Source organism: Pseudomonas sp. R3-56, assembly GCF_051132075.1.
GTDB lineage: Bacteria > Pseudomonadota > Gammaproteobacteria > Pseudomonadales > Pseudomonadaceae > Aquipseudomonas.
This window is the reverse complement of record NZ_CP071657.1, coordinates 5,371,673-5,392,500: the sequence shown is the minus strand read 5'-3', so window position 1 is coordinate 5,392,500 and position 20,828 is coordinate 5,371,673. Positions and strand designations below refer to the sequence as shown.

The 20,828-nt window shown below is 60.9% G+C and carries 14 protein-coding genes, 2 rRNA genes and 1 pseudogene (1 of these 17 cut by a window edge); 13 read left to right on the top strand and 4 right to left on the bottom strand.

Annotation, left to right across the window (positions count from 1 at the left end; translation table 11 throughout):
* From J3P96_RS24510 to J3P96_RS24475, 8 genes are all read left to right on the top strand, one after another.
* Positions 1-416 (top strand): 23S ribosomal RNA (locus J3P96_RS24510) (it extends 2,476 nt beyond the left edge of the window).
* A gap of 164 nt (positions 417-580) precedes the next feature.
* A 5S ribosomal RNA gene (gene rrf / locus J3P96_RS24505) occupies positions 581-696 on the top strand.
* A gap of 155 nt (positions 697-851) precedes the next feature.
* Complete coding sequence (recC, locus tag J3P96_RS24500) at positions 852-4,304, top strand: exodeoxyribonuclease V subunit gamma (RefSeq protein WP_434653754.1); 3,453 nt, start codon at positions 852-854, stop codon at positions 4,302-4,304.
* Positions 4,301-7,990: an exodeoxyribonuclease V subunit beta gene (recB, locus tag J3P96_RS24495; RefSeq protein ID WP_434653753.1), complete on the top strand. Its 3,690-nt coding sequence runs from the start codon at positions 4,301-4,303 to the stop codon at positions 7,988-7,990. The genes recC and recB overlap by 4 nt, the downstream gene beginning before the upstream one ends.
* Positions 7,987-10,083: an exodeoxyribonuclease V subunit alpha gene (recD, locus tag J3P96_RS24490; RefSeq protein WP_434653752.1), complete on the top strand. Its 2,097-nt coding sequence runs from the start codon at positions 7,987-7,989 to the stop codon at positions 10,081-10,083. Before recB ends, recD begins: the two co-directional genes overlap by 4 nt.
* A gap of 133 nt (positions 10,084-10,216) precedes the next feature.
* Entirely contained in the window at positions 10,217-10,792 is a 576-nt protein-coding gene (locus J3P96_RS24485; protein WP_305497013.1) for a YfiR family protein, read from the top strand.
* Entirely contained in the window at positions 10,789-12,057 is a 1,269-nt protein-coding gene (locus tag J3P96_RS24480) for a diguanylate cyclase domain-containing protein (RefSeq protein ID WP_305497012.1), read from the top strand. The genes J3P96_RS24485 and J3P96_RS24480 overlap by 4 nt, the downstream gene beginning before the upstream one ends.
* Positions 12,058-12,062: 5 nt before the next feature.
* Positions 12,063-12,566 (top strand): OmpA family protein, encoded by a 504-nt coding sequence (locus J3P96_RS24475; RefSeq protein WP_434569901.1) that lies wholly within the window; start codon positions 12,063-12,065, stop codon positions 12,564-12,566.
* On the opposite strand, the gene J3P96_RS24470 is transcribed toward J3P96_RS24475, so the two are convergent.
* On the bottom strand, positions 12,563-13,510 hold the full coding sequence (locus J3P96_RS24470; RefSeq protein ID WP_434653751.1) for a LysR family transcriptional regulator: 948 nt from the start codon (positions 13,508-13,510) through the stop codon (positions 12,563-12,565). The genes J3P96_RS24475 and J3P96_RS24470 overlap by 4 nt on opposite strands.
* A gap of 139 nt (positions 13,511-13,649) precedes the next feature.
* Here J3P96_RS24470 and J3P96_RS24465 point away from each other — a divergent pair, with 139 nt between their 5' ends.
* Both J3P96_RS24465 and mmsB read left to right on the top strand, forming a co-directional pair.
* The gene (locus J3P96_RS24465) at positions 13,650-15,176 is read left to right on the top strand and encodes a CoA-acylating methylmalonate-semialdehyde dehydrogenase (RefSeq protein WP_434653750.1); all 1,527 of its coding nucleotides are present in this window, start codon (positions 13,650-13,652) and stop codon (positions 15,174-15,176) included.
* Positions 15,177-15,186: 10 nt separating this feature from the next.
* Positions 15,187-16,083 carry a 3-hydroxyisobutyrate dehydrogenase gene (gene mmsB, locus J3P96_RS24460; protein WP_434653749.1) on the top strand — a complete coding sequence of 299 codons (897 nt, stop codon included), beginning with the start codon at positions 15,187-15,189 and terminating at the stop codon, positions 16,081-16,083.
* Positions 16,084-16,299: 216 nt separating this feature from the next.
* Here the strand turns inward: mmsB and J3P96_RS24455 are convergent.
* Positions 16,300-16,643: pseudogene (locus J3P96_RS24455) on the bottom strand (cupin domain-containing protein).
* A 96-nt stretch (positions 16,644-16,739) separates the two neighbouring features.
* The gene (locus J3P96_RS24450; RefSeq protein ID WP_434569896.1) at positions 16,740-17,621 is read right to left on the bottom strand and encodes a LysR substrate-binding domain-containing protein; all 882 of its coding nucleotides are present in this window, start codon (positions 17,619-17,621) and stop codon (positions 16,740-16,742) included.
* A gap of 197 nt (positions 17,622-17,818) precedes the next feature.
* Here J3P96_RS24450 and J3P96_RS24445 point away from each other — a divergent pair, with 197 nt between their 5' ends.
* Positions 17,819-18,583: a sulfite exporter TauE/SafE family protein gene (locus J3P96_RS24445; protein ID WP_434653748.1), complete on the top strand. Its 765-nt coding sequence runs from the start codon at positions 17,819-17,821 to the stop codon at positions 18,581-18,583.
* On the opposite strand, the gene J3P96_RS24440 is transcribed toward J3P96_RS24445, so the two are convergent.
* Positions 18,573-18,887 (bottom strand): putative quinol monooxygenase, encoded by a 315-nt coding sequence (locus J3P96_RS24440; RefSeq protein WP_434626273.1) that lies wholly within the window; start codon positions 18,885-18,887, stop codon positions 18,573-18,575. The two genes, J3P96_RS24445 and J3P96_RS24440, sit on opposite strands and share 11 nt — an antisense overlap.
* Positions 18,888-19,085: 198 nt before the next feature.
* Between J3P96_RS24440 and J3P96_RS24435 the strand changes: the two genes are divergently transcribed.
* Both J3P96_RS24435 and J3P96_RS24430 read left to right on the top strand, forming a co-directional pair.
* Entirely contained in the window at positions 19,086-19,676 is a 591-nt protein-coding gene (locus J3P96_RS24435) for an NAD(P)H-dependent oxidoreductase (RefSeq protein ID WP_434653747.1), read from the top strand.
* Between the two features lie 171 nt (positions 19,677-19,847).
* Complete coding sequence (locus tag J3P96_RS24430) at positions 19,848-20,759, top strand: LysR substrate-binding domain-containing protein (RefSeq protein WP_434602739.1); 912 nt, start codon at positions 19,848-19,850, stop codon at positions 20,757-20,759.
* Positions 20,760-20,828 lie beyond the last annotated feature (69 nt).

The window sequence follows — 20,828 nt, the reverse complement described above, 5'->3', positions numbered from 1 at the left end:
TGTTTGGCACCTCGATGTCGGCTCATCACATCCTGGGGCTGAAGCCGGTCCCAAGGGTATGGCTGTTCGCCATTTAAAGTGGTACGCGAGCTGGGTTTAGAACGTCGTGAGACAGTTCGGTCCCTATCTGCCGTGGACGTTTGAGATTTGAGAGGGGCTGCTCCTAGTACGAGAGGACCGGAGTGGACGAACCTCTGGTGTTCCGGTTGTCACGCCAGTGGCATTGCCGGGTAGCTATGTTCGGAAAAGATAACCGCTGAAAGCATCTAAGCGGGAAACTTGCCTCAAGATGAGATCTCACTGGGACCTTGAGTCCCCTGAAGGGCCGTCGAAGACTACGACGTTGATAGGCAGGGTGTGTAAGCGCTGTGAGGCGTTGAGCTAACCTGTACTAATTGCCCGTGAGGCTTGACCATATAACACCCAAGCAATTTGCTGATCCTGCTCTGGAAACGGAGAAAGGCACCAGATTGCGGTGTGTGAAGACGAAATGAACCGAAAGTTCGAGTCAAAACCCACAAACTATCGCATACCCATTCGCTGGAACGTGACCGTAAGGCACGCGCTGGCTACCGAATTTCTTGACGACCATAGAGCATTGGAACCACCTGATCCCATCCCGAACTCAGAAGTGAAACGATGCATCGCCGATGGTAGTGTGGGGTTTCCCCATGTGAGAGTAGGTCATCGTCAAGATTAAATTCCGAAACCCCTATCTGCTGACGCAGGTAGGGGTTTTGTTTTGCCCGCAAGAAAATTCTTACGACAAGCGCAGAAAGCTCCCGGCTGTCACGGCCCCGCGACAGTGCTAAGGTTCCGCCCTGGCTTTTGCATTTTTCAAGGACGCCTTTATGCCGGACGCTAAGTCCCTCAGCCCTGCTTTCATGGTGGTCCACGGGAACCGCCTTGATGAGCTGCGCAGCCTGGTGATAAGCCTCATGCGGCGCTATCCGCTGGCCCCTCTTGAAAATGAAATCGCGCTCGTACAAAGCAACGGCATTGCCCAATGGCTGAAGCTGGCACTGGCTGAGGATCCCCTTGACGACGACATGGGCGGCTGCGGCATCGCGGCTGCGATTGATGTGCAGTTGCCCGGCAGTTTCATGTGGCAGCTCTATCGAATGGTGCTCGGGCGTGATGAGATTCCAGCCAAGTCCTTGCTGGACAAGGCCCCGCTTACGTGGCGGCTGATGCGCCTCCTGCCGCAATTGATTGAACAGCCCCATTTCGAGCCCCTGCGGCGTTTTCTGACCCATGACACGGACTTGCGCAAGCGGTACCAGTTGTCCGAGCGCCTTGCAGATTTGTTCGACCAATATCAGGTGTACCGCGCCGACTGGCTCGAAGACTGGGCCCAAGGGCGCCATCAGACCCGCAACGTCCGGGGTGAAATCAAGCCGCTCGCGCCGGCGAATTGCTGGCAAGCGGAATTGTGGCGGGCGTTATTGCTGGATGTGGGAGAGCAAGGCATGGCTCAAAGCCGTGCGGGTGTTCATCAGCGCTACATCGAGCGCATCAATAGTCTGGAAGCCGCTCCAAAAGGTCTGCCTGCACGGGTAATAGTCTTCGGTATTTCCTCACTGCCCGCCCAAGCGCTCGAAGCCCTGGCCGGGCTGTCACGGTTCAGTCAGGTTCTGCTGTGCGTCCATAACCCATGCCGTCACCATTGGGCAGATATCGTGGCCGACAAGGATCTGCTTCGCCACCAATACAAGCGGCAGGCACGCAAGAGCGGCATGCCGGACGTCCTGGACCCGCAAACCTTGCATCAGCATGCTCATCCATTGCTGGCTGCCTGGGGGAAGCAGGGGCGCGACTATATCAACTTGCTCGACAGCTATGACGAGCCAAACACCTATCGCTCGGTATTTCGCGAAGGGCGGATCGACCTGTTCAGCGAAGGCAATCCCACTACGCTCCTCAGCCAGTTGCAGGATGACATTCTTGAGCTGCGGCCACTGAGCGAAACCCGGGAAAAATGGCCCGCGGTCGATACCACGCGAGACGGATCGATCCGTTTTCATATCGCCCACAGCGCCCAGCGTGAAGTCGAGATTCTTCACGATCAGTTGCTTGCCCATTTCAGCAATGACCCGGCTTTACGCCCTCGGGATATCATCGTCATGGTCCCCGACATCGACAGTTATGCGCCGCATATTCGCGCGGTATTCGGCCAACTCGACCGGGTCGATCCCCGCTTCATCCCATTCACACTGACGGACCAAGGTCAGCGTGGACGCGATCCGCTGCTGATTGCCGTCGAGCATTTGCTGAAGCTTCCCGATAGCCGTTTCCCCGTCAGCGAAATCCTTGATTTGCTGGACGTCCCGGCATTGCGCGAACGATTTGGCATTGATGAGGCCGATTTACCGACACTGCACCGTTGGATCGAGGGCGCAGGCATCCGTTGGGGGATAAGCGCCGAGCACCGAGCCGGGCTGGGCTTGCCTGCGGAGTTGGAGCAGAACAGTTGGCGTTTCGGCCTGCGCCGCATGTTGTTGGGGTATGCCGTTGGTGATTCGCAAGCCTATGAAGGCATAGAACCCTATGACGAAATCGGTGGTCTGGATGCCGCATTGATCGGTCCGTTGGTTGCATTGCTCGATGCCCTGGAGGTTGCTTACCAGGCGCTTAGTCAACCCGCCTCACCTCAGGACTGGGGGACGCGCCTGCATGATCTGATGCAGTTGTTCTTTCTGGCGAGCAACGAGCATGACGATTATCTGCTGGCCCAGCTCGAGGACTTGCGTGAAAACTGGTTGGAAACCTGCGAGTCGGTCGGCCTGCACGACGAGCTGCCGTTGACGGTTGTCAGAGAGGCCTGGCTGGCGGGGCTGGATCAAGGGCGACTGTCCCAGCGCTTCCTCGCCGGAGCGGTCAATTTTTGTACCTTGATGCCGATGCGGGCGATCCCCTTCAAGCTGGTCTGCCTGTTGGGCATGAACGATGGTGATTATCCACGGGCCCAACCGCCGTTGGATTTCGATCTCATGGGCAGTGATTATCGACCGGGGGATCGCTCTCGACGCGAGGACGATCGCTACCTGCTGTTGGAGGCGCTGCTTTCTGCGCGGGAAAAACTCTACATCAGTTGGGTCGGGCGCAGCATCCGCGACAACAGCGAGCGGCCTGCCTCAGTCCTGGTCGGACAGTTGCGCGATCATCTCGCAAGTGGCTGGCAGTCGGCGGATGTCCATGGCGACCTTCTTGAAGCGCTGACCCAGGAGCACCCCCTGCAACCGTTCAGCGCTCGTTATTTCTACCAGGGCGATGAGCTGTTCAGCTATGCCAGCGAATGGCGAGGCCTTCATGAGGATCATGAGCACGCTGGCAAGCCTGGGGCCCTGGAGCCCTACGTTCAGGAGGAACCCCTGGGGCTTGGTCAGTTGCAGGACTTCCTGCGTAATCCTGTCCGGCACTTTTTCAGCCAGCGACTCAAGGTGTTCTTCGAGCCTCTCGAAGCCCCATTGGCGGACGACGAACCTTTCATCCTGGATGCCCTGCAGCGCTATAGCCTGAGCGACAGCCTGCTCGAGGCTGCCCTTGTTCGCCTTGACCAAGCGGACCTTGCATTGGAGGCTCACGCCAGGAGGCTTCAGAACAGCGGCCTGTTACCCATGGCTGGCTTTGGCCAATGTATGCAGCGTGAATTGATCGAGCCGCTGCCTGATCTACTGCAACGCTACCAGCAACTTCTGGCGCTATGGCCGACTCCGCTGACCAGTGCCGTGCCCGTCAGCCTGCAATTACATGGTGTGAACATTGAAGGTTGGCTCAGCGGTCTGCACCAGCGCTCCGATGGTGCGGTCCTCGCCATAACTGCCATTCCCAACAGTATCGGTTCTACCAGGACCCGGAAATGGCACCGTTTGATACGACCCTGGGTGAACCATCTCGTGGCTTGCGCCAACGGTCTGTCGATGACGACGGCATTGGTCGCCAGCGATGACAGCTTGCTGCTGAATCCTTTTGACGAGTCGGTAGCCCGCAAGCTGCTCGGCGACTTGTTGCAAGCCTGGCAGGCTGGCATGCGCCAACCGCTGCCAATCGCAGTGAAGACCGCCTTCGCCTGGCTCGGTCAGAGTGATCCGGACAAAGCCGAATCGGCCGCTCGAAAAGCCTACGAAGGCGATGGGCTGACGTCTGAAGGCGAGCGGCGCGAAAGCCCCGCCCTGGCTCGGCAGTATGCCGACTTCGATGCGCTTATCGCTGACGAAACATTCCCCGACTGGTGTGACGCGCTCTATCGACCGCTTCTGGAAGCACCGTGGCGTTCGTTGGCGGGTGAGGAAGCGCATTCATGAGTCGACAAACACCCTTGGCGCTGGCTTTCCCACTACGCGGCAGTCAATTGATCGAAGCCAGCGCAGGAACTGGCAAGACCTTTACCATCTCGGCGTTGTACTTGCGCCTGGTGCTGGGCCATGGCGGCTCGACGGCCGGCTTTGGCCGTGAGCTGCTTCCTCCGCAGATACTGGTGGTGACTTTCACCGACGCTGCCACCAAGGAATTGCGCGAACGCATCCGCACCCGCCTCGCGGAAGCGGCGCGTTTTTTTCGTGACGAGGTTCCCGCTCCCGACGCGTTGATAAACGCACTACGTGATGAGTTTGATAAAGGGCAATGGCCTGGCTGTGCGAATCGGCTGGATATCGCCGCGCAATGGATGGATGAAGCCGCCGTTTCGACGATCCACAGCTGGTGCCAGCGGATGCTTCGTGAGCATGCCTTTGACAGTGGCAGCCTGTTCACCCAGACCCTGGAAACCGACCACAGCGAATTGCTCGGCGAGGTGCTGCGCGATTATTGGCGATTGTTCTGCTACTCGATGGAGGGTGAGGCACTGGATTGGGTGCGAGCGCACTGGGGCGGTCCTGCTGCGTTGTTGCCACGGGTGAGGGGGTTGTTTGCCAACTCGCGAGGTGGTGACGATGGGCTTGAACCGACGGAACTCATCACCGCGTCCCTGCGCGAGCGCAGCGCAGCCTTGCTCGATCTCAAGGCGCCCTGGCGGCAGTGGGCGGTGGAGTTGCTGGAGATCTGCCAGCAAGGCGTAGCCAATAAAACCGTCGACGGGCGCAAGATGCAGGCTCGTTACTTCGAGCCATGGTTTCAGAAGCTATCTGCATGGGTTGAAGACGAGAGCCTGGAGTTGCTCGACATCGGCACCGGCTTCACGCGCTTGACGCCCGAAGGCATGGCCGAGGCCTGGAAGGGCGACGTGCCCAACCACCCAGGGCTGGACGCCATGGCGGGCCTGAAGGCCGGCCTGGATGCCTTGCCCACGCCTGACGCTGCGGTGCTGCAGCATGCTGCGCAGTGGGTCGGGGCGCGCTTCGAGGCGGAGAAGCGGCGCCGGGCGGAAATGGGATTCGACGACATGCTGCTGCGCCTGGACGCAGCTTTGCAGGCTGAAGGTGGGGAGCGCCTGGCGAGCCTGATTCGCGAGCAGTTTCCGGTTGCGCTGATTGACGAGTTCCAGGACACCGACCCGGTCCAGTACCGCATCTTCGAGAGCATCTATCGCATTGGCGACAACGATCCTGAAACGGGGCTGTTCCTGATCGGGGATCCGAAACAGGCTATTTATGCGTTTCGCGGCGCCGACATCTACACCTATCTGCGCGCCCGCGAAGCCACTGCCGGCAGGTTGCATACGCTGGGGACCAATTTCCGTTCCAGCCATGCCATGGTCGGCGCTGTGAACCATATTTTTCAATACGCCGAATCGCGGCTGAATGGGCGCGGGGCTTTTCTGTTCCGCGAGCCATCGGGTGAGAATCCGGTGCCATTCCTGCCGGTCGACTCCCAGGGCCGCAAGGAGTCCTTGCAGCTTGCGGGGCGGACGGTCGCGGCCTTGAATATCTGGCATCTGGCCTCGGACCAGCCGCTCTCCGGAGCGGTGTACCGACAGCAAATGGCCGTGGCCTGCGCCAGTGAAATCACGGCGCTGCTCAATGGCGGCCAGTCAGGGCACGATGGCTTCGTTGCTGATGGGGAAATGTTACGGGGGCTTCGACCGGCGGATATCGCCATCCTGGTGCGTGATGGCAAGGAAGCGCAGGCCGTGCGAAACGAGTTGTCGGCACGGGGTGTGCGCAGCGTTTATCTATCCGATAAGGACTCGGTCTTCGCCTCGCAGGAGGCAAGGGATTTGCTGGCCTGGCTCAAGGCTTGCGCCGAGCCGGACGTCGAGCGGCCGCTGCGAGCTGCGCTGGCCAGCGTCACCCTGAATCTGCCGCTTGCAGAACTGGAGCGCCTCAACCAGGACGAGTTGGCCTGGGAACGTCGAGTCATGCAGTTCCGTAGCTATCGGGTGGTCTGGCGCACCCAGGGCGTGCTGCCCATGCTGAGGCGCCTGCTGCATGACTTCAAGCTGCCCCAGGCCTTGATGATGCGTGGCGATGGCGAGCGGGTGCTGACCAACCTGTTGCATCTATGCGAGCTGTTGCAGCAGGCCGCCGTCGAGCTGGATGGCGAGCAGGCCTTGATTCGCTATCTGTCCGAACACCTTGCATTGACGGGGCAGGCGGGAGAGGAACAGATCCTGCGCCTGGAAAGCGACGAGCAACTGGTCAAGGTGGTCACGATCCATAAATCCAAGGGGCTTGAGTATCCGTTGGTTTTCCTGCCGTTCATATGCTCGACGAAACCGGTGGACGGCAGCCGATTGCCGTTGCATTACCACGATGAAGCCGGTCATGCGCAGATCAGTCTTACGCCCAGCCCCGAGTTGATCGCCAAGGCCGACGACGAGCGCCTGGCCGAGGATCTTCGGCTTCTATACGTGGCGCTTACCCGTGCGCAGCATGCCTGCTGGTTAGGTGTGGCCGATCTCAAGCGAGGCAGTAACAGCCGCTCGATCCTGCATCTGTCTGCGCTGGGGTATCTGTTGGGCGGTGGTGCGCCGTTGACCGAGTCGGTGGCGTTGAGACGTTGGCTGGAAGATCTGCAGCAGGGTAGCGACGCGGTGAGCTGCCAGGATATGCCGGAGGCCAACGATCAGCACTATCGACCCCCACGTAATGATGCGGTGTTGCTTGAACCCTTGCTTCCTGTACGTAAAGCCAGCGAGAACTGGTGGATCGCTTCGTACAGCGCGCTGCGCTTTGGCGAAAGTCTCAGCGCCGGCACCGATTCCGCGCCGGAAAACCCGCAGGCGCAGAAAATGTTCGACGACGAACGGCTTGATCCTGACGCTCCCAGGGAAGTCATCGCCGTCGGCGGTGATATCCATCGTTTCCCCCGCGGTCCTAACCCCGGTACGTTTCTCCATGGTCTCTTGGAATGGGCTGCCGGAGAGGGATTTACCGCCTCGCCAATGGCCCTCGAAGATGCCATCGCGCGACGTTGCAACCGCCGCGGCTGGAAAGGCTGGATCAGCACCCTTGGAGACTGGTTGCAGCACCTGGTCACGACGCCCTTGCAGATCGGTGGCGGACAGTCTCCGGTGGTACTGGCTCAGTTGAGCCAATTTCAGGTCGAGATGGAGTTCTGGTTCTCCAGTCACAAGGTTGATGTGCTCAAGCTTGATGAGCTGGTTTGCCAGTCAACCCACGGTGGCGTGGCTCGTGTCGCCGCAGAACCGGCACTGCTCAACGGAATGTTCAAGGGCTTCATCGACCTGACCTTCGAGCATGACGGCCGGTATTACGTGGCTGACTACAAATCCAACTGGCTGGGCGCCGATGACATGGCCTACACCGCTCAAGCCATGGAGCAATCGATTCTGGATAATCGTTACGACCTGCAATACACGCTGTACCTGTTGGCCCTGCATCGCCAGCTCAAGGCGCGCCTGCCGGACTATGACTACGACCGGCATGTCGGTGGCGCGTTGTATCTTTTCCTGCGCGGCACACGTGCAGCCAGCCAGGGCGTGTTTTTCACCAAGCCCCCTCGGGCACTGATCGAACAGCTTGACCGCCTGTTCCAGGGAGCACCCGCGCCCAAGGCCGAGCCGGCATGGGTGCAAGGAGAATTGTTATGAGTCGCTCCTTTGCCGACCTGCTGCCTCAATCGCTCGACGACGAAGGGCTGGTCGACCTGGCGCCCCTGAGTCGTGCAGAGGACCTGCTGCTGTTGCTCACGCGCTGGGTCGAACGTGGCTGGTTGCGGGCCTTGGACAAGGCATTCGTGGTGTTCCTCCATGAATTGTCGCCTGGCGATGATCCGCTGGTATTGCTGGCGGCTGCGCTGACCAGCCACCAACTGGGCCATGGGCATGTTTGCCTGGACCTGTTCGAGACACTCAAGGAACCTGATTTCGCCCTGTCACTGCCCCCCGAGGGCGACCTGCAGACGGGCGTGATGCTGTTGCCTTCGCAGATCCTGAGAACGCTGGACGGTGCCCATTGGTGCAAGGTCCTGGCGTCCAGCCGCCGCGTGGCCCTGGCGGTCGATGACAGCGAAGAGGCGCAGCAGCGGCCACTGGTATTGTCCGGCAAACGGCTTTACCTGCGTCGTTACTGGGGCTATGAACGACGGATCGACGCGGCGTTGCGTCAACGCCTGGCCGAACAGGAAAGCGCCCCTGATGACCTGCGCGAGCGGCTGAACGGACTGTTCGGGCCGGCCAGCACGACCGGCCCGATCGACTGGCAGAAGCTGGCTTGCGCGCTGGCGACGCGGAGCGCTTTCAGCATCGTTACCGGCGGCCCGGGCACGGGTAAGACCACCACGGTCGTGCGCTTGCTTGCCTTGCTGCAGGCACCTGCCGTCGAGGCGGGGAAACCGCTGCGGATTCGCCTGGCCGCACCCACCGGCAAGGCCGCTGCGCGGCTGACCGAGTCGATCAGCCAGCAAGTTCGGACGCTGGATGTGATCGATGCCGTACGCGAGAGGATTCCCTGCGACGTCACCACGGTGCATCGCCTGCTCGGCAGTCGTCCCGGCACCCGACATTTTCGCCACCATCGTGGCAATCGATTGCCGTTGGATGTGCTGGTGGTCGATGAGGCGTCCATGATCGATCTGGAAATGATGGCCAATCTGCTGGACGCGCTGCCGTCCCATGCCCGGTTGATTTTGTTGGGCGACAAGGACCAGCTGGCTTCCGTGGAGGCCGGCGCGGTATTGGGGGATCTGTGCCGGGATGCCGAGGACGGCTGGTATAGCCCACAAACGCGCGCCTGGCTCGAGTCCGTCAGCGGCGAGAACCTGGCGGCGAGCGATCTGAAACAGGACCTCGACGACACTCATCCCCTCGCGCAGCAAGTGGTGATGCTCAGGCATTCCCGACGCTTTGGCGAAGGCAGCGGTATCGGCCAACTGGCCCGACGGGTCAATCGGCAACAGCCTGAAGAAGCTCGTCAGTTGCTGGAGGAGGGCCAATATGCCGACCTGTTCTCCCTGGCGCTGAAGAGCCAGCACGACGGGACGCTTGAGCGCTGGTTGCTCGATGGTCGACCCGGTGGTCCGCAGGGCTATCGGCATTATCTGAGCCTGCTGCGACAGCGACGTCCGGACATTTCTCGCCCGCTGGAGGACAGTTGCTGGACTGATTGGGCGCGTGAGGTCTTGTCGGCCTTTGACGAGTTCCAATTGCTCTGTGCCGTACGCAAGGGGCCGTGGGGCGTCGAGGGCCTGAACCCGAGAATCACCGCCGCGCTGCTCAAGGCTCGCCTGATCGATAGCGATCACCAGTGGTACGAGGGGCGTCCGGTACTGATGACTCGCAACGACTACGGGCTGGGATTGATGAACGGCGATATCGGGATCGCTCTAAAGTTGCCCGAGCGTGACGGTCCTGACGCTGGCAAGCAGGTTCTGCGGGTCGCCTTTCCTCGTAACGATGGCCGGGGTGGTGTGCGTTTCGTCCTGCCCAGCCGCCTGAATGACGTGGAAACCGTTTACGCCATGACGGTGCACAAGTCCCAGGGGTCGGAATTCACCCACACGGCCCTGATTCTTCCGGATGCCTTGAACCCCGTTCTGACCAAGGAACTGGTGTATACCGCCATTACCCGGGGCAAGCAGTGGTTCAGCCTGATAGAGCCGCGCACGGGAATATTCGAAGAAGCGGTTCGGCGCAAGGTCAAGCGGTTGAGCGGGTTGATGCTGGAATTGGATGGAAACGACTGAAGCTCGGGTTTGCCTGTTTGTTCAAAGGTTGTGATTAGTCTGTTTTCTGACGGAAATTTGCGTAGGACTCTGTCTCGCTGGCTTTTTGACACTGTGCTATCGTTTCGCACTTATCCACACCAAGAGATTCTCCATGGAAGCGGCGGTTCGGGGGGCGGCGCGCGGAAACGGCCGGAGGCATTATGTGCTCGCCGGTCTGCTGTGCTTGCTGTCGCCTGCAATTGCCGCCCAGGAGCCGACCTCTACCACTCGGGCCGAACAGCGGGCAGAAGCGGTCACCCAGGTCGTGTTGGGGATCCTCAGCTACGCTCGCTGGCCTGTTGAACCGACGCAATTGCAGCTGTGCATCGTCGGTCCGACCCAATACACCGACGACCTGGTCAAAGGCACCGCCCAGGCCACCGGCAGGCCTGTGACGGTACAGCGCTTGCTGGCCGACCATCCCGGCATCGCGAGCGATTGCAATGCCGTCTACATCGGCAGGCTGACCAACGACGAACGCTCCCGATTGTTTGAGTCCCTGATCGGCAAGCCGGTGTTGAGCATCAGCGAAGGCGGCGACCAATGCACCGTGGGCAGCCTGTTCTGCCTGCGGGTCGGAGATGAACAGGTGTCGTTCGAGGTCAACCTCGATTCGGTGGCGCGCAGCGGTGTACGCATCCATCCGAGCGTCCTCCAGTTGTCACGCCGTAGGCCCGCCGCGCCATGAATTCGTCCAGATCACGAATTCGTCCCACGTTGGGCTCGGTCATCGGTCGCGGTCACCTGATCGTTGCGCTGGTGGCGATCACCATGGCCAGCGTCTCCCTGACCTTGTTGGGCGTGCTTGCGTTGCGGGTCTATGCCGATCACAACTTGCATCTGATTGCCCGTTCGATCAGCTACACCGTGGAGGCGGCCGTGGTCTTCGATGACGCTGCGGCGGCCACCGAAGCGCTGGCCCTTATTGCTTCCACTGAAGAAGTCGCCGATGCCCAGGTCTTCAATGAAAGTGGCCGTCTGTTGGCGCATTGGCGGCGACCGGAAACCGGTCTCCTGTCGGAGCTGGAAATGCACATCGCCAAGGCATTCCTGGAAAAGCCCATCAGCCTGCCAATCATCCACCAGGAACAGAACATTGGCAGGATCCTGCTGGCAGGACACGGCGGTAGCTTGTTGCGCTTTCTGCTCAGCGGCCTGGCCGGGATCATCCTGTGCACGGCGGTCAGTGCCTGGGTTGCCCTGTATCTGGCGCGCCGTCAGTTGCGGGCGATTACCGGACCTTTGCGTAGCCTTGCTGAAGTAGCCCATGCCGCCCGTTGCGAGCGCGCCCTGGATCGCCGAGTGCCACCGGCCGATATCGCTGAACTGGATAATCTGGGCAACGACTTTAACGCACTGCTTGCCGAGCTGGAATCCTGGCAGACCCATCTGCAAAGTGAAAACGAGACCCTGGCTCACCAGGCCAGCCACGACAGCCTGACCGGGCTGCCGAACCGGGCCTTTTTCGAAGGTCGGCTGATCCGTGCCTTGCGCAATGCCAACAAGCTCGACGAGCAAGTGGCCGTCCTCTACCTGGACAGCGATCGCTTCAAGGGCATCAACGACAACTTTGGTCATGCCGCCGGTGACGCGGTGTTGACCGCCGTGGCGACCCGGGTCCGGGCGCAGTTGCGTGAGGATGACCTGGTCGCGCGTCTGGGCGGTGACGAGTTTGCCGTGCTGCTGGCGCCGTTGCACAAGACCGAGGATGCCGAACGGATCGCTGAAAAAATCATCGCGAGCATGGAGATGCCGATTCAACTGCCCGGCAATGCCTCGGTCCTGACGTCCCTCAGCATCGGCATCGCCGTTTACCCCGATCATGGCGCCACGCCCGGCGCCTTGCTCAGCGCCGCTGATGCGGCGATGTACCAGGCCAAACGCCTCGCCCGAGGCGGCCAACACACGGCGGGGTCGGAGCACCCGGTCGCGGATCTTCAAACCAGGAGCTGATTTGCATGTTTTCCAATTCGCGTTTTTCTCTGCTGCGTTATGCAGCATTTTTGTTCATCGCCATTTTTGCCCTCAGCGGATGCCAGACGACGCCGCAAAAAGGACTGAGCCCAGCGCAGATCGCTGTTCTCAAGGAGCAGGGGTTCAAACTGACAGACGACGGCTGGGCCTTCGGACTTTCCGGAAAAGTGCTGTTTGGCAGCGATGTGGAAAGCCTCAACCCGGCCAGCACCGAGATCGTCGAGCGGATCGGCAAGGCACTGCTGGGCGCGGGAATAGAGCGGGTACGTATCGACGGCCACACCGATGCATCGGGCTCCCAGGCCTATAACGAACAACTGTCGATACGTCGGGCCGAAAGCGTTGGCAAAGTCTTGAGAGGCGTGGGCATGCGCGAAGAAAACGTCCAACTGCGTGGCCTGGGCAGCAGCCAACCCGTCGCCCCCAACGACACCGCCAGCGGGCGCACCGAAAATCGTCGCGTGGCCATCGTGGTCATCGCCGACTAATCGGCAAACACCATCTCCCGGCTGTCGCCCATGAGTAGTGGCTGGTTCTGTTCGGTGACTTCCCGGATGTAATCCCACAACAACGTGATCCGCTTGAGCTTGCGCAAGTCTTCCCGGCAGTACATCCAGAATTGCCGGGTGACCGTGATCTCCTCCGGCAGCACCGGCAGCAGGCGTGGGTCTTGGGCGGCCAAAAAGCATGGCAGGATCGCCAGTGACCGGCCTTGTTGCGCCGCCACGAATTGCGCGATCACGCTGGTGCTGCGCAAATGAGCGTGGGCGCCGGGCAATACATTGGCCAGGTAGAGCAGCTCGGAACTGAACGCGAGGTCATCCACGTAGCTGATGAACGAGTGCTTGTTCAAGTCTGCCGGGCGGTGGATCGGTGGGTGATTGTCCAGGTATTGCCGGGTTGCATAAAGCTGCAACCGGTAGTCGCAGAGTTTGCAGCACACGTACGGTCCGTGTTCCGGGCGCTCGAGGGCGATGACGATATCGGCTTCGCGCTTGGGGAGGCTGATGAAGTGCGGCAGCGGCAGGATGTCCACCGAGATCGCCGGGTAGGCGTCGACGAAGTGGCTCAACTGCGGGGTGATGAAAAAGCTGCCGAAGCCTTCGGTGCAGCCCATGCGCACATGCCCGGACAGCGCGACGCCTGAGCCTGAAACCTGTTCGCAAGCCATGTGCAGCGTGCTTTCGATCGACTCGGCATAGCCCAGTAAACGTTGGCCTTCAGCCGTCAGGACAAAACCGTTGGTCCGGGATTTTTCGAACAGCAGCGTACCCAAGGAAGCTTCCAGCGAGCTGATGCGTCGCGACACCGTGGTGTAGTCGACGGCCAGACGCTTGGCGGCCGTGCTGGCCTTGCGGGTGCGGGCCACTTCGAGGAAAAACTTGAGGTCGTCCCAATTCAGCGACCCTAAGGAGGTGATGTTTTTTTGCATGATGGACCGGTTTTTATGTGCGTTCTTATTAGAAGTTTGCACATCTATACTCCAAAAACCGTCTCATCACCAAGGTGACTCTTCACCTTGGTCGTTGCTGAACCAGCGCATCCCTATAAGAACAATCCCGGAGGCCAGCATGAACGTTTCCCTTACGCCCAGCGACACTGCCCTGCAAACCGTCAGATTGCTGATCGATGGCGAATGGGTCGAGTCCCGATCCAGCGAATGGCACGACATCGTCAACCCGGCCACCCAACAAGTGCTGGCGAAGGTACCGTTTGCCACGGCGTCGGAAGTCGATGCCGCCATCGCTGCTGCCCAGCGTGCTTTCCAGACCTGGAAATTGACGCCGATCGGTGCGCGGATGCGCATCATGCTCAAGCTCCAGGCGCTGATCCGCGAGCATTCCAAGCGCATCGCCGCGGTGCTCAGCGCCGAACAGGGCAAGACCATCGCCGACGCCGAGGGCGATATTTTCCGCGGCCTGGAAGTGGTCGAGCACGCCTGCTCCATCGGCACCCTGCAAATGGGCGAGTTTGCCGAGAATGTCGCCGGTGGTGTGGATACCTATACCTTGCGTCAGCCGATTGGTGTGTGCGCGGGCATTACCCCGTTCAACTTCCCGGCGATGATTCCGCTGTGGATGTTCCCGATGGCCATCGCCTGCGGCAATACGTTCGTGCTCAAGCCGTCGGAGCAGGATCCGCTGTCGACCATGCTGCTGGTGGAGCTGGCCATCGAGGCCGGTGTGCCGCCGGGCGTGTTGAACGTGGTGCACGGCGGCAAGGATGTGGTGGATGCGCTTTGCACTCACAAGGACATCAAGGCCGTTTCCTTCGTCGGCTCAACGGCGGTCGGCACCCATGTGTATGACCTGGCGGGTCGCCATGGCAAACGCGTGCAATCGATGATGGGCGCCAAGAACCACGCCGTGGTGCTGCCCGACGCCATTCGCGAGCAAACCCTGAACGCCCTGGTCGGTGCCGGTTTCGGCGCGGCGGGCCAGCGTTGCATGGCGACTTCGGTGGTGGTGATGGTGGGCGCGGCCAGGCAATGGTTGCCGGAGCTGAAGGCCCTGGCGCAGAAACTCAAGGTCAATGCCGGTAGCGAGCCGGGCACGGATGTCGGCCCGGTGATTTCCAAGCGAGCCAAGGCGCGCATCCTCGAATTGATCGAAAGCGGCGTGCAGCAAGGCGCGAAGCTGGAACTGGATGGCCGCGACATCAGCGTGCCGGGCTTCGAGCAGGGCAACTTCGTCGGTCCGACCCTGTTTTCCGGCGTAACCACCGACATGCGCATCTACACCGAGGAAATCTTCGGCCCGGTGCTGGTGGTGCTGGAGGTCGATACCCTCGATCAAGCCATCGCCTTGGTCAACGCCAATCCGTTTGGCAACGGCACCGGCCTGTTCACCCAGAGCGGTGCGGCGGCGCGCAAATTCCAGAGCGAAATCGACGTCGGCCAGGTCGGTATCAACATCCCGATCCCGGTGCCGGTGCCGTTTTTCAGCTTCACTGGCTCCCGCGGCTCGAAACTCGGCGACCTCGGCCCTTACGGCAAACAAGTGGTGCAGTTCTACACTCAGACCAAGACCGTCACCGCGCGCTGGTTCGACGATGACAGCGTCAACGACGGTGTGAACACCACCATCAACTTGCGTTAAGGAGCCGGAGATGAACATCGCATTTATCGGCCTCGGCAACATGGGCGCCCCGATGGCGCGCAATCTGCTCAAGGCCGGCCATTCGTTGAACCTGTTCGACCTGAACCAGACGGTGCTGGCCGAACTGGCGGCGCTCGGCGGCACTATCAGCGCCTCGCCTCGCGATGCGGCCCAGGGCGCGGCGCTGGTGATCACCATGCTGCCGGCCGCTGCCCATGTGCGCAGTGTCTGGCTGGGCGAAGACGGCGTGCTGGCAGGTATCGCCGCCGGTACGCCGGCGGTGGATTGCAGCACCATCGATCCACAAACCGCCCGTGACGTGGCGGCTGCCGCTGCCAGGCAGGGAGTGGCAATGGCCGATGCGCCTGTCTCGGGCGGCACCGGCGGCGCGGCGGCGGGCACCCTGACCTTCATGGTCGGCGCCACGCCTGAGCTGTTCGCCACCCTGCAACCGGTACTGGCGCAAATGGGCCGCAACATCGTGCACTGCGGCGAAGTCGGCACCGGGCAGATCGCCAAGATCTGCAACAACCTGCTCTTGGGGATTTCCATGGTCGGCGTCAGCGAGGCCATGGCTTTGGGCGATGCCCTGGGGATCGACACTCAGGTGCTGGCCGGCATCATCAACAGTTCGACCGGCCGATGCTGGAGTTCCGATACCTACAACCCATGGCCCGGCGTGATCGAAACGGCCCCGGCGGCGCGTGGATATACCGGAGGGTTTGGCGCGGACCTGATGCTCAAGGATTTGGGCCTGGCCACCGAAGCCGCGCGGCAGGCCCGTCAGCCGGTGATACTGGGGGCGGTGGCGCAGCAGTTGTACCAGGCGATGAGCCAGCGGGGCGAGGGCGGCCAGGATTTCTCGGCGATTGTGAACAGCTATCGCAAGCCGCAACAGGATCAGTGATATCGAGAGGGGTTTTGTGGCGAGGGGATTTATCCCCGCTGGGTTGCGTAGCGACCCGAAAATAGTTGGTTCAATTATCTGGTGCATCGAGGCGCCAGTTTTCAGGGCCGCTTCGCGACCCAACGGGGATAAATCCCCTCGCCACAAAGGGCACCATTCAGATTTGAAAGTTGTTTGCCGAGCGACCACGTCGGGTGGTCCCTCGGCTTTTTTGTTTCAGGCAAACACGAAATATTTACGCACGGTCTCGACCACTTCCCACGTGCCTTTCATGCCTGGCTCGACGACAAAATATCACCGGCGCGCAGATGAATCGGCGCCATGCCGTCCGGGGTGATCACGCAGTAGCCTTCCTGGAAATGGCAATACTCCCACTTCACGTAGTCCACCCGCCACTTGCCGGGCGTGCAGATCCAGGTGCCCATGATCTTGCTGCCGTCTTCGCTGGTATAAGCGTTGAGGTTGACGGTGTGCGGGTCGCCTTCGAGTTTTTCCCATTTGCAGGCATCGAGTACAGGCAGCGGATGAGTATCGCGCAGGACGGTGATGGGGGCGGTCACGTGAGCTCCGAAGGGGCAGAAAAGAACCTGCACCCTAGCGTGGAGAAGGACCAGGCAGATGCCTGAACTCGACACCGGGCTGCCCAGAAGCGCGCATCAATCGGCCAGATGCCGGGCCAGGGCCTTGGCGTAGGCCGGAAGTCGTTCGAAATTCCGTGCGCAAAGCAACAGGGCCCGGTGCGCCCAGGCCTCCTGCAGCGGCACGTAGTGATATGAGGATTGGGATGGACGGCGTTCGATAGCGGCCTTCGGCACGACGGCAATACCCGCGCCATGGGCAACCATGCGGATCACCCCGTCAAAGCCCTCGGCGCGAATGCGGATCTGCATGCGCATTCCGGTGTGCAGCGCCTGTTCCTCCAGGTAAATCGCCAGCGCGCTGGTGGCGTTCAGGCCGACATAGTCGTGGTTGAGGGTCTCGCTGAAACTCGGCGTGCGGCCGTCAGCCAAGGGATGTCCCGACGGTAGGACCAGGACCAGCGGATCGTCACGAAAAGGCCAGGTCTGAAGGCCAGCGGTGTCCACCGCGTCGGAAACGATACCCAGGTCTGCGGCGCCCTGGCGCAACGCATGGGTGATCCGTGAGCTGGGCAATTCCTGCTGGTCGATGTCCAGGTTGGGGTGGCTGTTGAGGAAACTGGCGAGTAATTCGGGCAGGTATTCGGTCATCGCGCTGGTGTTGCACAGCAGCCGCACCTGGCCTTTGACGCCTTTGGCGTATTCGGCCAGGTCCTGTTGCAGATGTTCGGCGTGCTGCAGCAAGACCCGGGCGTGCTGGGCCAAGGCTTTGCCGGCCGGCGTCGGAGTGACGCCGCGCCGCCCGCGTTCGAGCAGGTCGATGCCCAGGGACGCCTCCATGGCACGCACCCGGGCGCTTGCCGCTGCCAGGGAAAGATGGCTGCGAGCGGCGCCGGCGGTGATGTTGCCGGTGTCGAGGATGTTCAGGTAGAGGCGCAGGTCGGTGAGATCGAAGTGCATGGGCTGCTCTTGGGGGCTGCGGTGTCTGGTTTATTGCTTTCGCGAGCAGGCTCGCTCCCACACGGTTTGCATTTCACCTGTGGGAGCGAGCCTGCTCGCGAAAGCGGCAATGTAATTTTTTTGCCTATCGCCAGACAAGAGGCATCCTCAGTATATGGCAGATTTTCAAACCCGGGCGCGGACCTCAGGATAACCCCATGAACACACTCCTCGCCTTCTACCAGAACCTCGGTCTAGCCCTTTCTTTGCTGGTCATCGGCACTTTTATGCTGGCCGGTATCATAAAGGGCGTGATAGGCCTAGGCCTGCCAACCATCTCGATGGGGCTGCTCGGCCTGGCTATGGCTCCGGCACAGGCTGCGGCACTATTGCTGATTCCAGCCACGCTGACCAACGTCTGGCAACTGGCATCTGGTGGGCATCTGCAAGCATTGATCCGGCGCTTGTGGCCGCTGCTGCTGGCGATTCTCATCGGCACCGGTCTTGGCACGTTGTGGATCGGCATGGTGGGCGGCGCCTGGGCAGTACGGGCGCTCGGCGCGGCGCTGGTGCTGTATGCGTTGAGCGGGTTGCTGCTGCCGACGTTGCGAGTGAGCGCTCGGAACGAACACTGGCTTGCGCCACTCTGTGGCGTGTTGACCGGTGTGATCACCTCGGCCACTGGCGTGTTCGTCATCCCGGCGGTGCCTTATCTGCAAGCGCTGGGCTTGAGCAAGGATGAGTTGGTGCAGGCCCTCGGCCTGTCATTCACCGTCTCGACGCTGGCCTTGGCGGCTGGCCTGCTGTGGCGCGGTGCGCTGGGGGGCGGTGAACTGAGCGCTTCGCTGCTGGCGCTGGTGCCGGCGCTGCTGGGGATGTGGCTGGGGCAATGGCTGCGCCAGCGGATCAGCGCCGTATTGTTCAAGCGGGTGTTTTTTATTGGCCTTGGTGTGCTCGGCGGCCACCTGCTGATCAGCGGCTAGCCGAGGATCGACTGAGCATGTCGACGCGGCGAATCTCGAAGTCGCGTTCCAGATAGTCCATGCGCTGCTCGAAGAACTGCTTCATGTGCGGCAGGTTCGAATGCACTTCCAGGTCAGCCTGGGATGCCCAGATCTCATAGAAGATGAACAACGTCGGGTCCTGCTGGTCGCGCAACATGTGATATTCGATGCAGCCAGGCTCGGCACGACTCGGTTCGACGTAGGCGCGAAACAGCGTTTCGAAGGCTTCGGCTTTTTCCGGGCGGGTCTTGGCGTGCAGGATGAAACCGTGCAATTCACTCATCAGGTGGGCTCCTGGTCAAAGGGTCCGGCGAATTTTACGGCAACAATCCAGTTGCGATTCGTGCGTATAAGTCAAAACAGTTTTGTCGTTTCGCTGCTTATTCCGCGCGAAGCTCATCGGTACTCTGCCGCCATCATTTTCAATCTTTCCCTTCGGCGTCCGTCCAGCGGTCTACGCCGTGGAACCAATGAGGCTCCGATGAAAAAAGTCCTGTTGCTCAATGGCGGTAAACAATTCGCTCACTCCGACGGTCGCTATAACGCAACCCTGCACGACACTGCGCTCAGCGTGCTCGATCGTGGCGGTCTGGATGTAAAAACCACGTTCATCGACGGCGGCTACGACATCAAGGAAGAAGTCGCGAAATTCCTTTGGGCCGACGTGATCATTTACCAGATGCCCGGCTGGTGGATGGGTGCTCCCTGGACGGTAAAAAAATACATCGACGAGGTCTTCACCGAAGGCCACGGCAGCCTCTATGCCAGCGACGGCCGTACCCGTTCCGATGCTTCGCAGAAATATGGCAGCGGTGGCCTGGTGCAGGGCAAGCAGTACATGCTGTCGCTGACCTGGAACGCCCCGCAGCAAGCCTTCGACGACCCGACTGATTTCTTCGAAGCCAAGGGCGTGGACGCGGTGTATTTCCCGTTCCACAAGGCCAACCAGTTCCTCGGCATGACCGGTCTGCCAACGTTTCTCTGCGTGGACGTGATGAAGCGTCCGAACATCGAAGAAGATGTGGCGCGGTATGAGCGGCATTTGATTGAGGTGTTCGGTCTTTCGCGGTAATCGGGCTAGTATCCGGCTGACTTGAAGCGAAGGTGTCGTGGCGAGGGAGCTTGCTCCCGCTGAGGTGCGAAGCGCCTCCAAAAAGCGGTCGCTACGCGCCCAGCGGGAGCAAGCTCCCTCGCCACAAAGGCGATCGTTACATCGGTATATGCATTCCACGAGAGGATGTCTGTGAAAGCCAGATCCGACGAGTTGCAGATTTTTGTCTGCGTGATCGAATGCGGATCGATTTCCGCCGCCGCCGAGCAGGTCGGGCAGACGCCGTCGGCGGTCAGCCGTACGTTGTCGCGCCTGGAAGCCAAGCTTGATACCACGCTGATCAACCGCACCACGCGGCGCATGGACCTGACTGAAGAAGGCAGGTACTTCTTCGAGCAGGCCAAGGGCATTCTCGACCAGATGGACGAGCTGGAAGAGCGCCTGTCTTCCCGCCAGAAGAACCCCGCCGGGCGCTTGCGGATCAATGCCGCATCGCCGTTCATGCTGCACGCCATCGTTCCGCATATCGAAGAATTCCGCACGCTATATCCAGACATCCAGCTCGAGCTCAACAGCAACGACTTGATCATCGATCTGCTCGAGCAAAGCACAGACGTCGCCATCCGCATCGGCACCCTGACCGACTCGACGCTTCATGCACGGTCGCTCGGATGCAGTCCGTTGCACATCCTCGCCAGCCCGGCCTACCTCAAGCGCCATGGCACACCCTCCAGCGTTGCCGAGCTGGCGGAGCATTCGCTGCTGGGGTTTGCCCAGAACGACGGGCTCAATCAATGGCCGCTGCGCCACATCCACGGTGATCGCTGGCCGATCCAGCCGGCCATCAGCGCGTCCAGCGGCGAAACGGTGCGTCACCTGGCGCTGCAAGGGCAGGGCATCGCTTGCCTGTCGGATTTCATGACGCGCGACGATATCAGCGCCGGCCGCCTCAAGGTGCTGCTGGCCGATGCCAACAGCGGCTACCGCCAGCCGATCAACGCGGTGTACTACCGCAACTCTCAACTGGCGCTGAGGATCCAGTGCTTCCTGGACTTCATCCAAGGCAAGCTCGCCGGGTACGCCTCGCGCGAATTCAAGGGCTGATTCGTGACTTCAAGGCAAGAGTCATTTGGGCAACGTGGACTGTTTCGGCAAGGAACGCTCCTCGATACT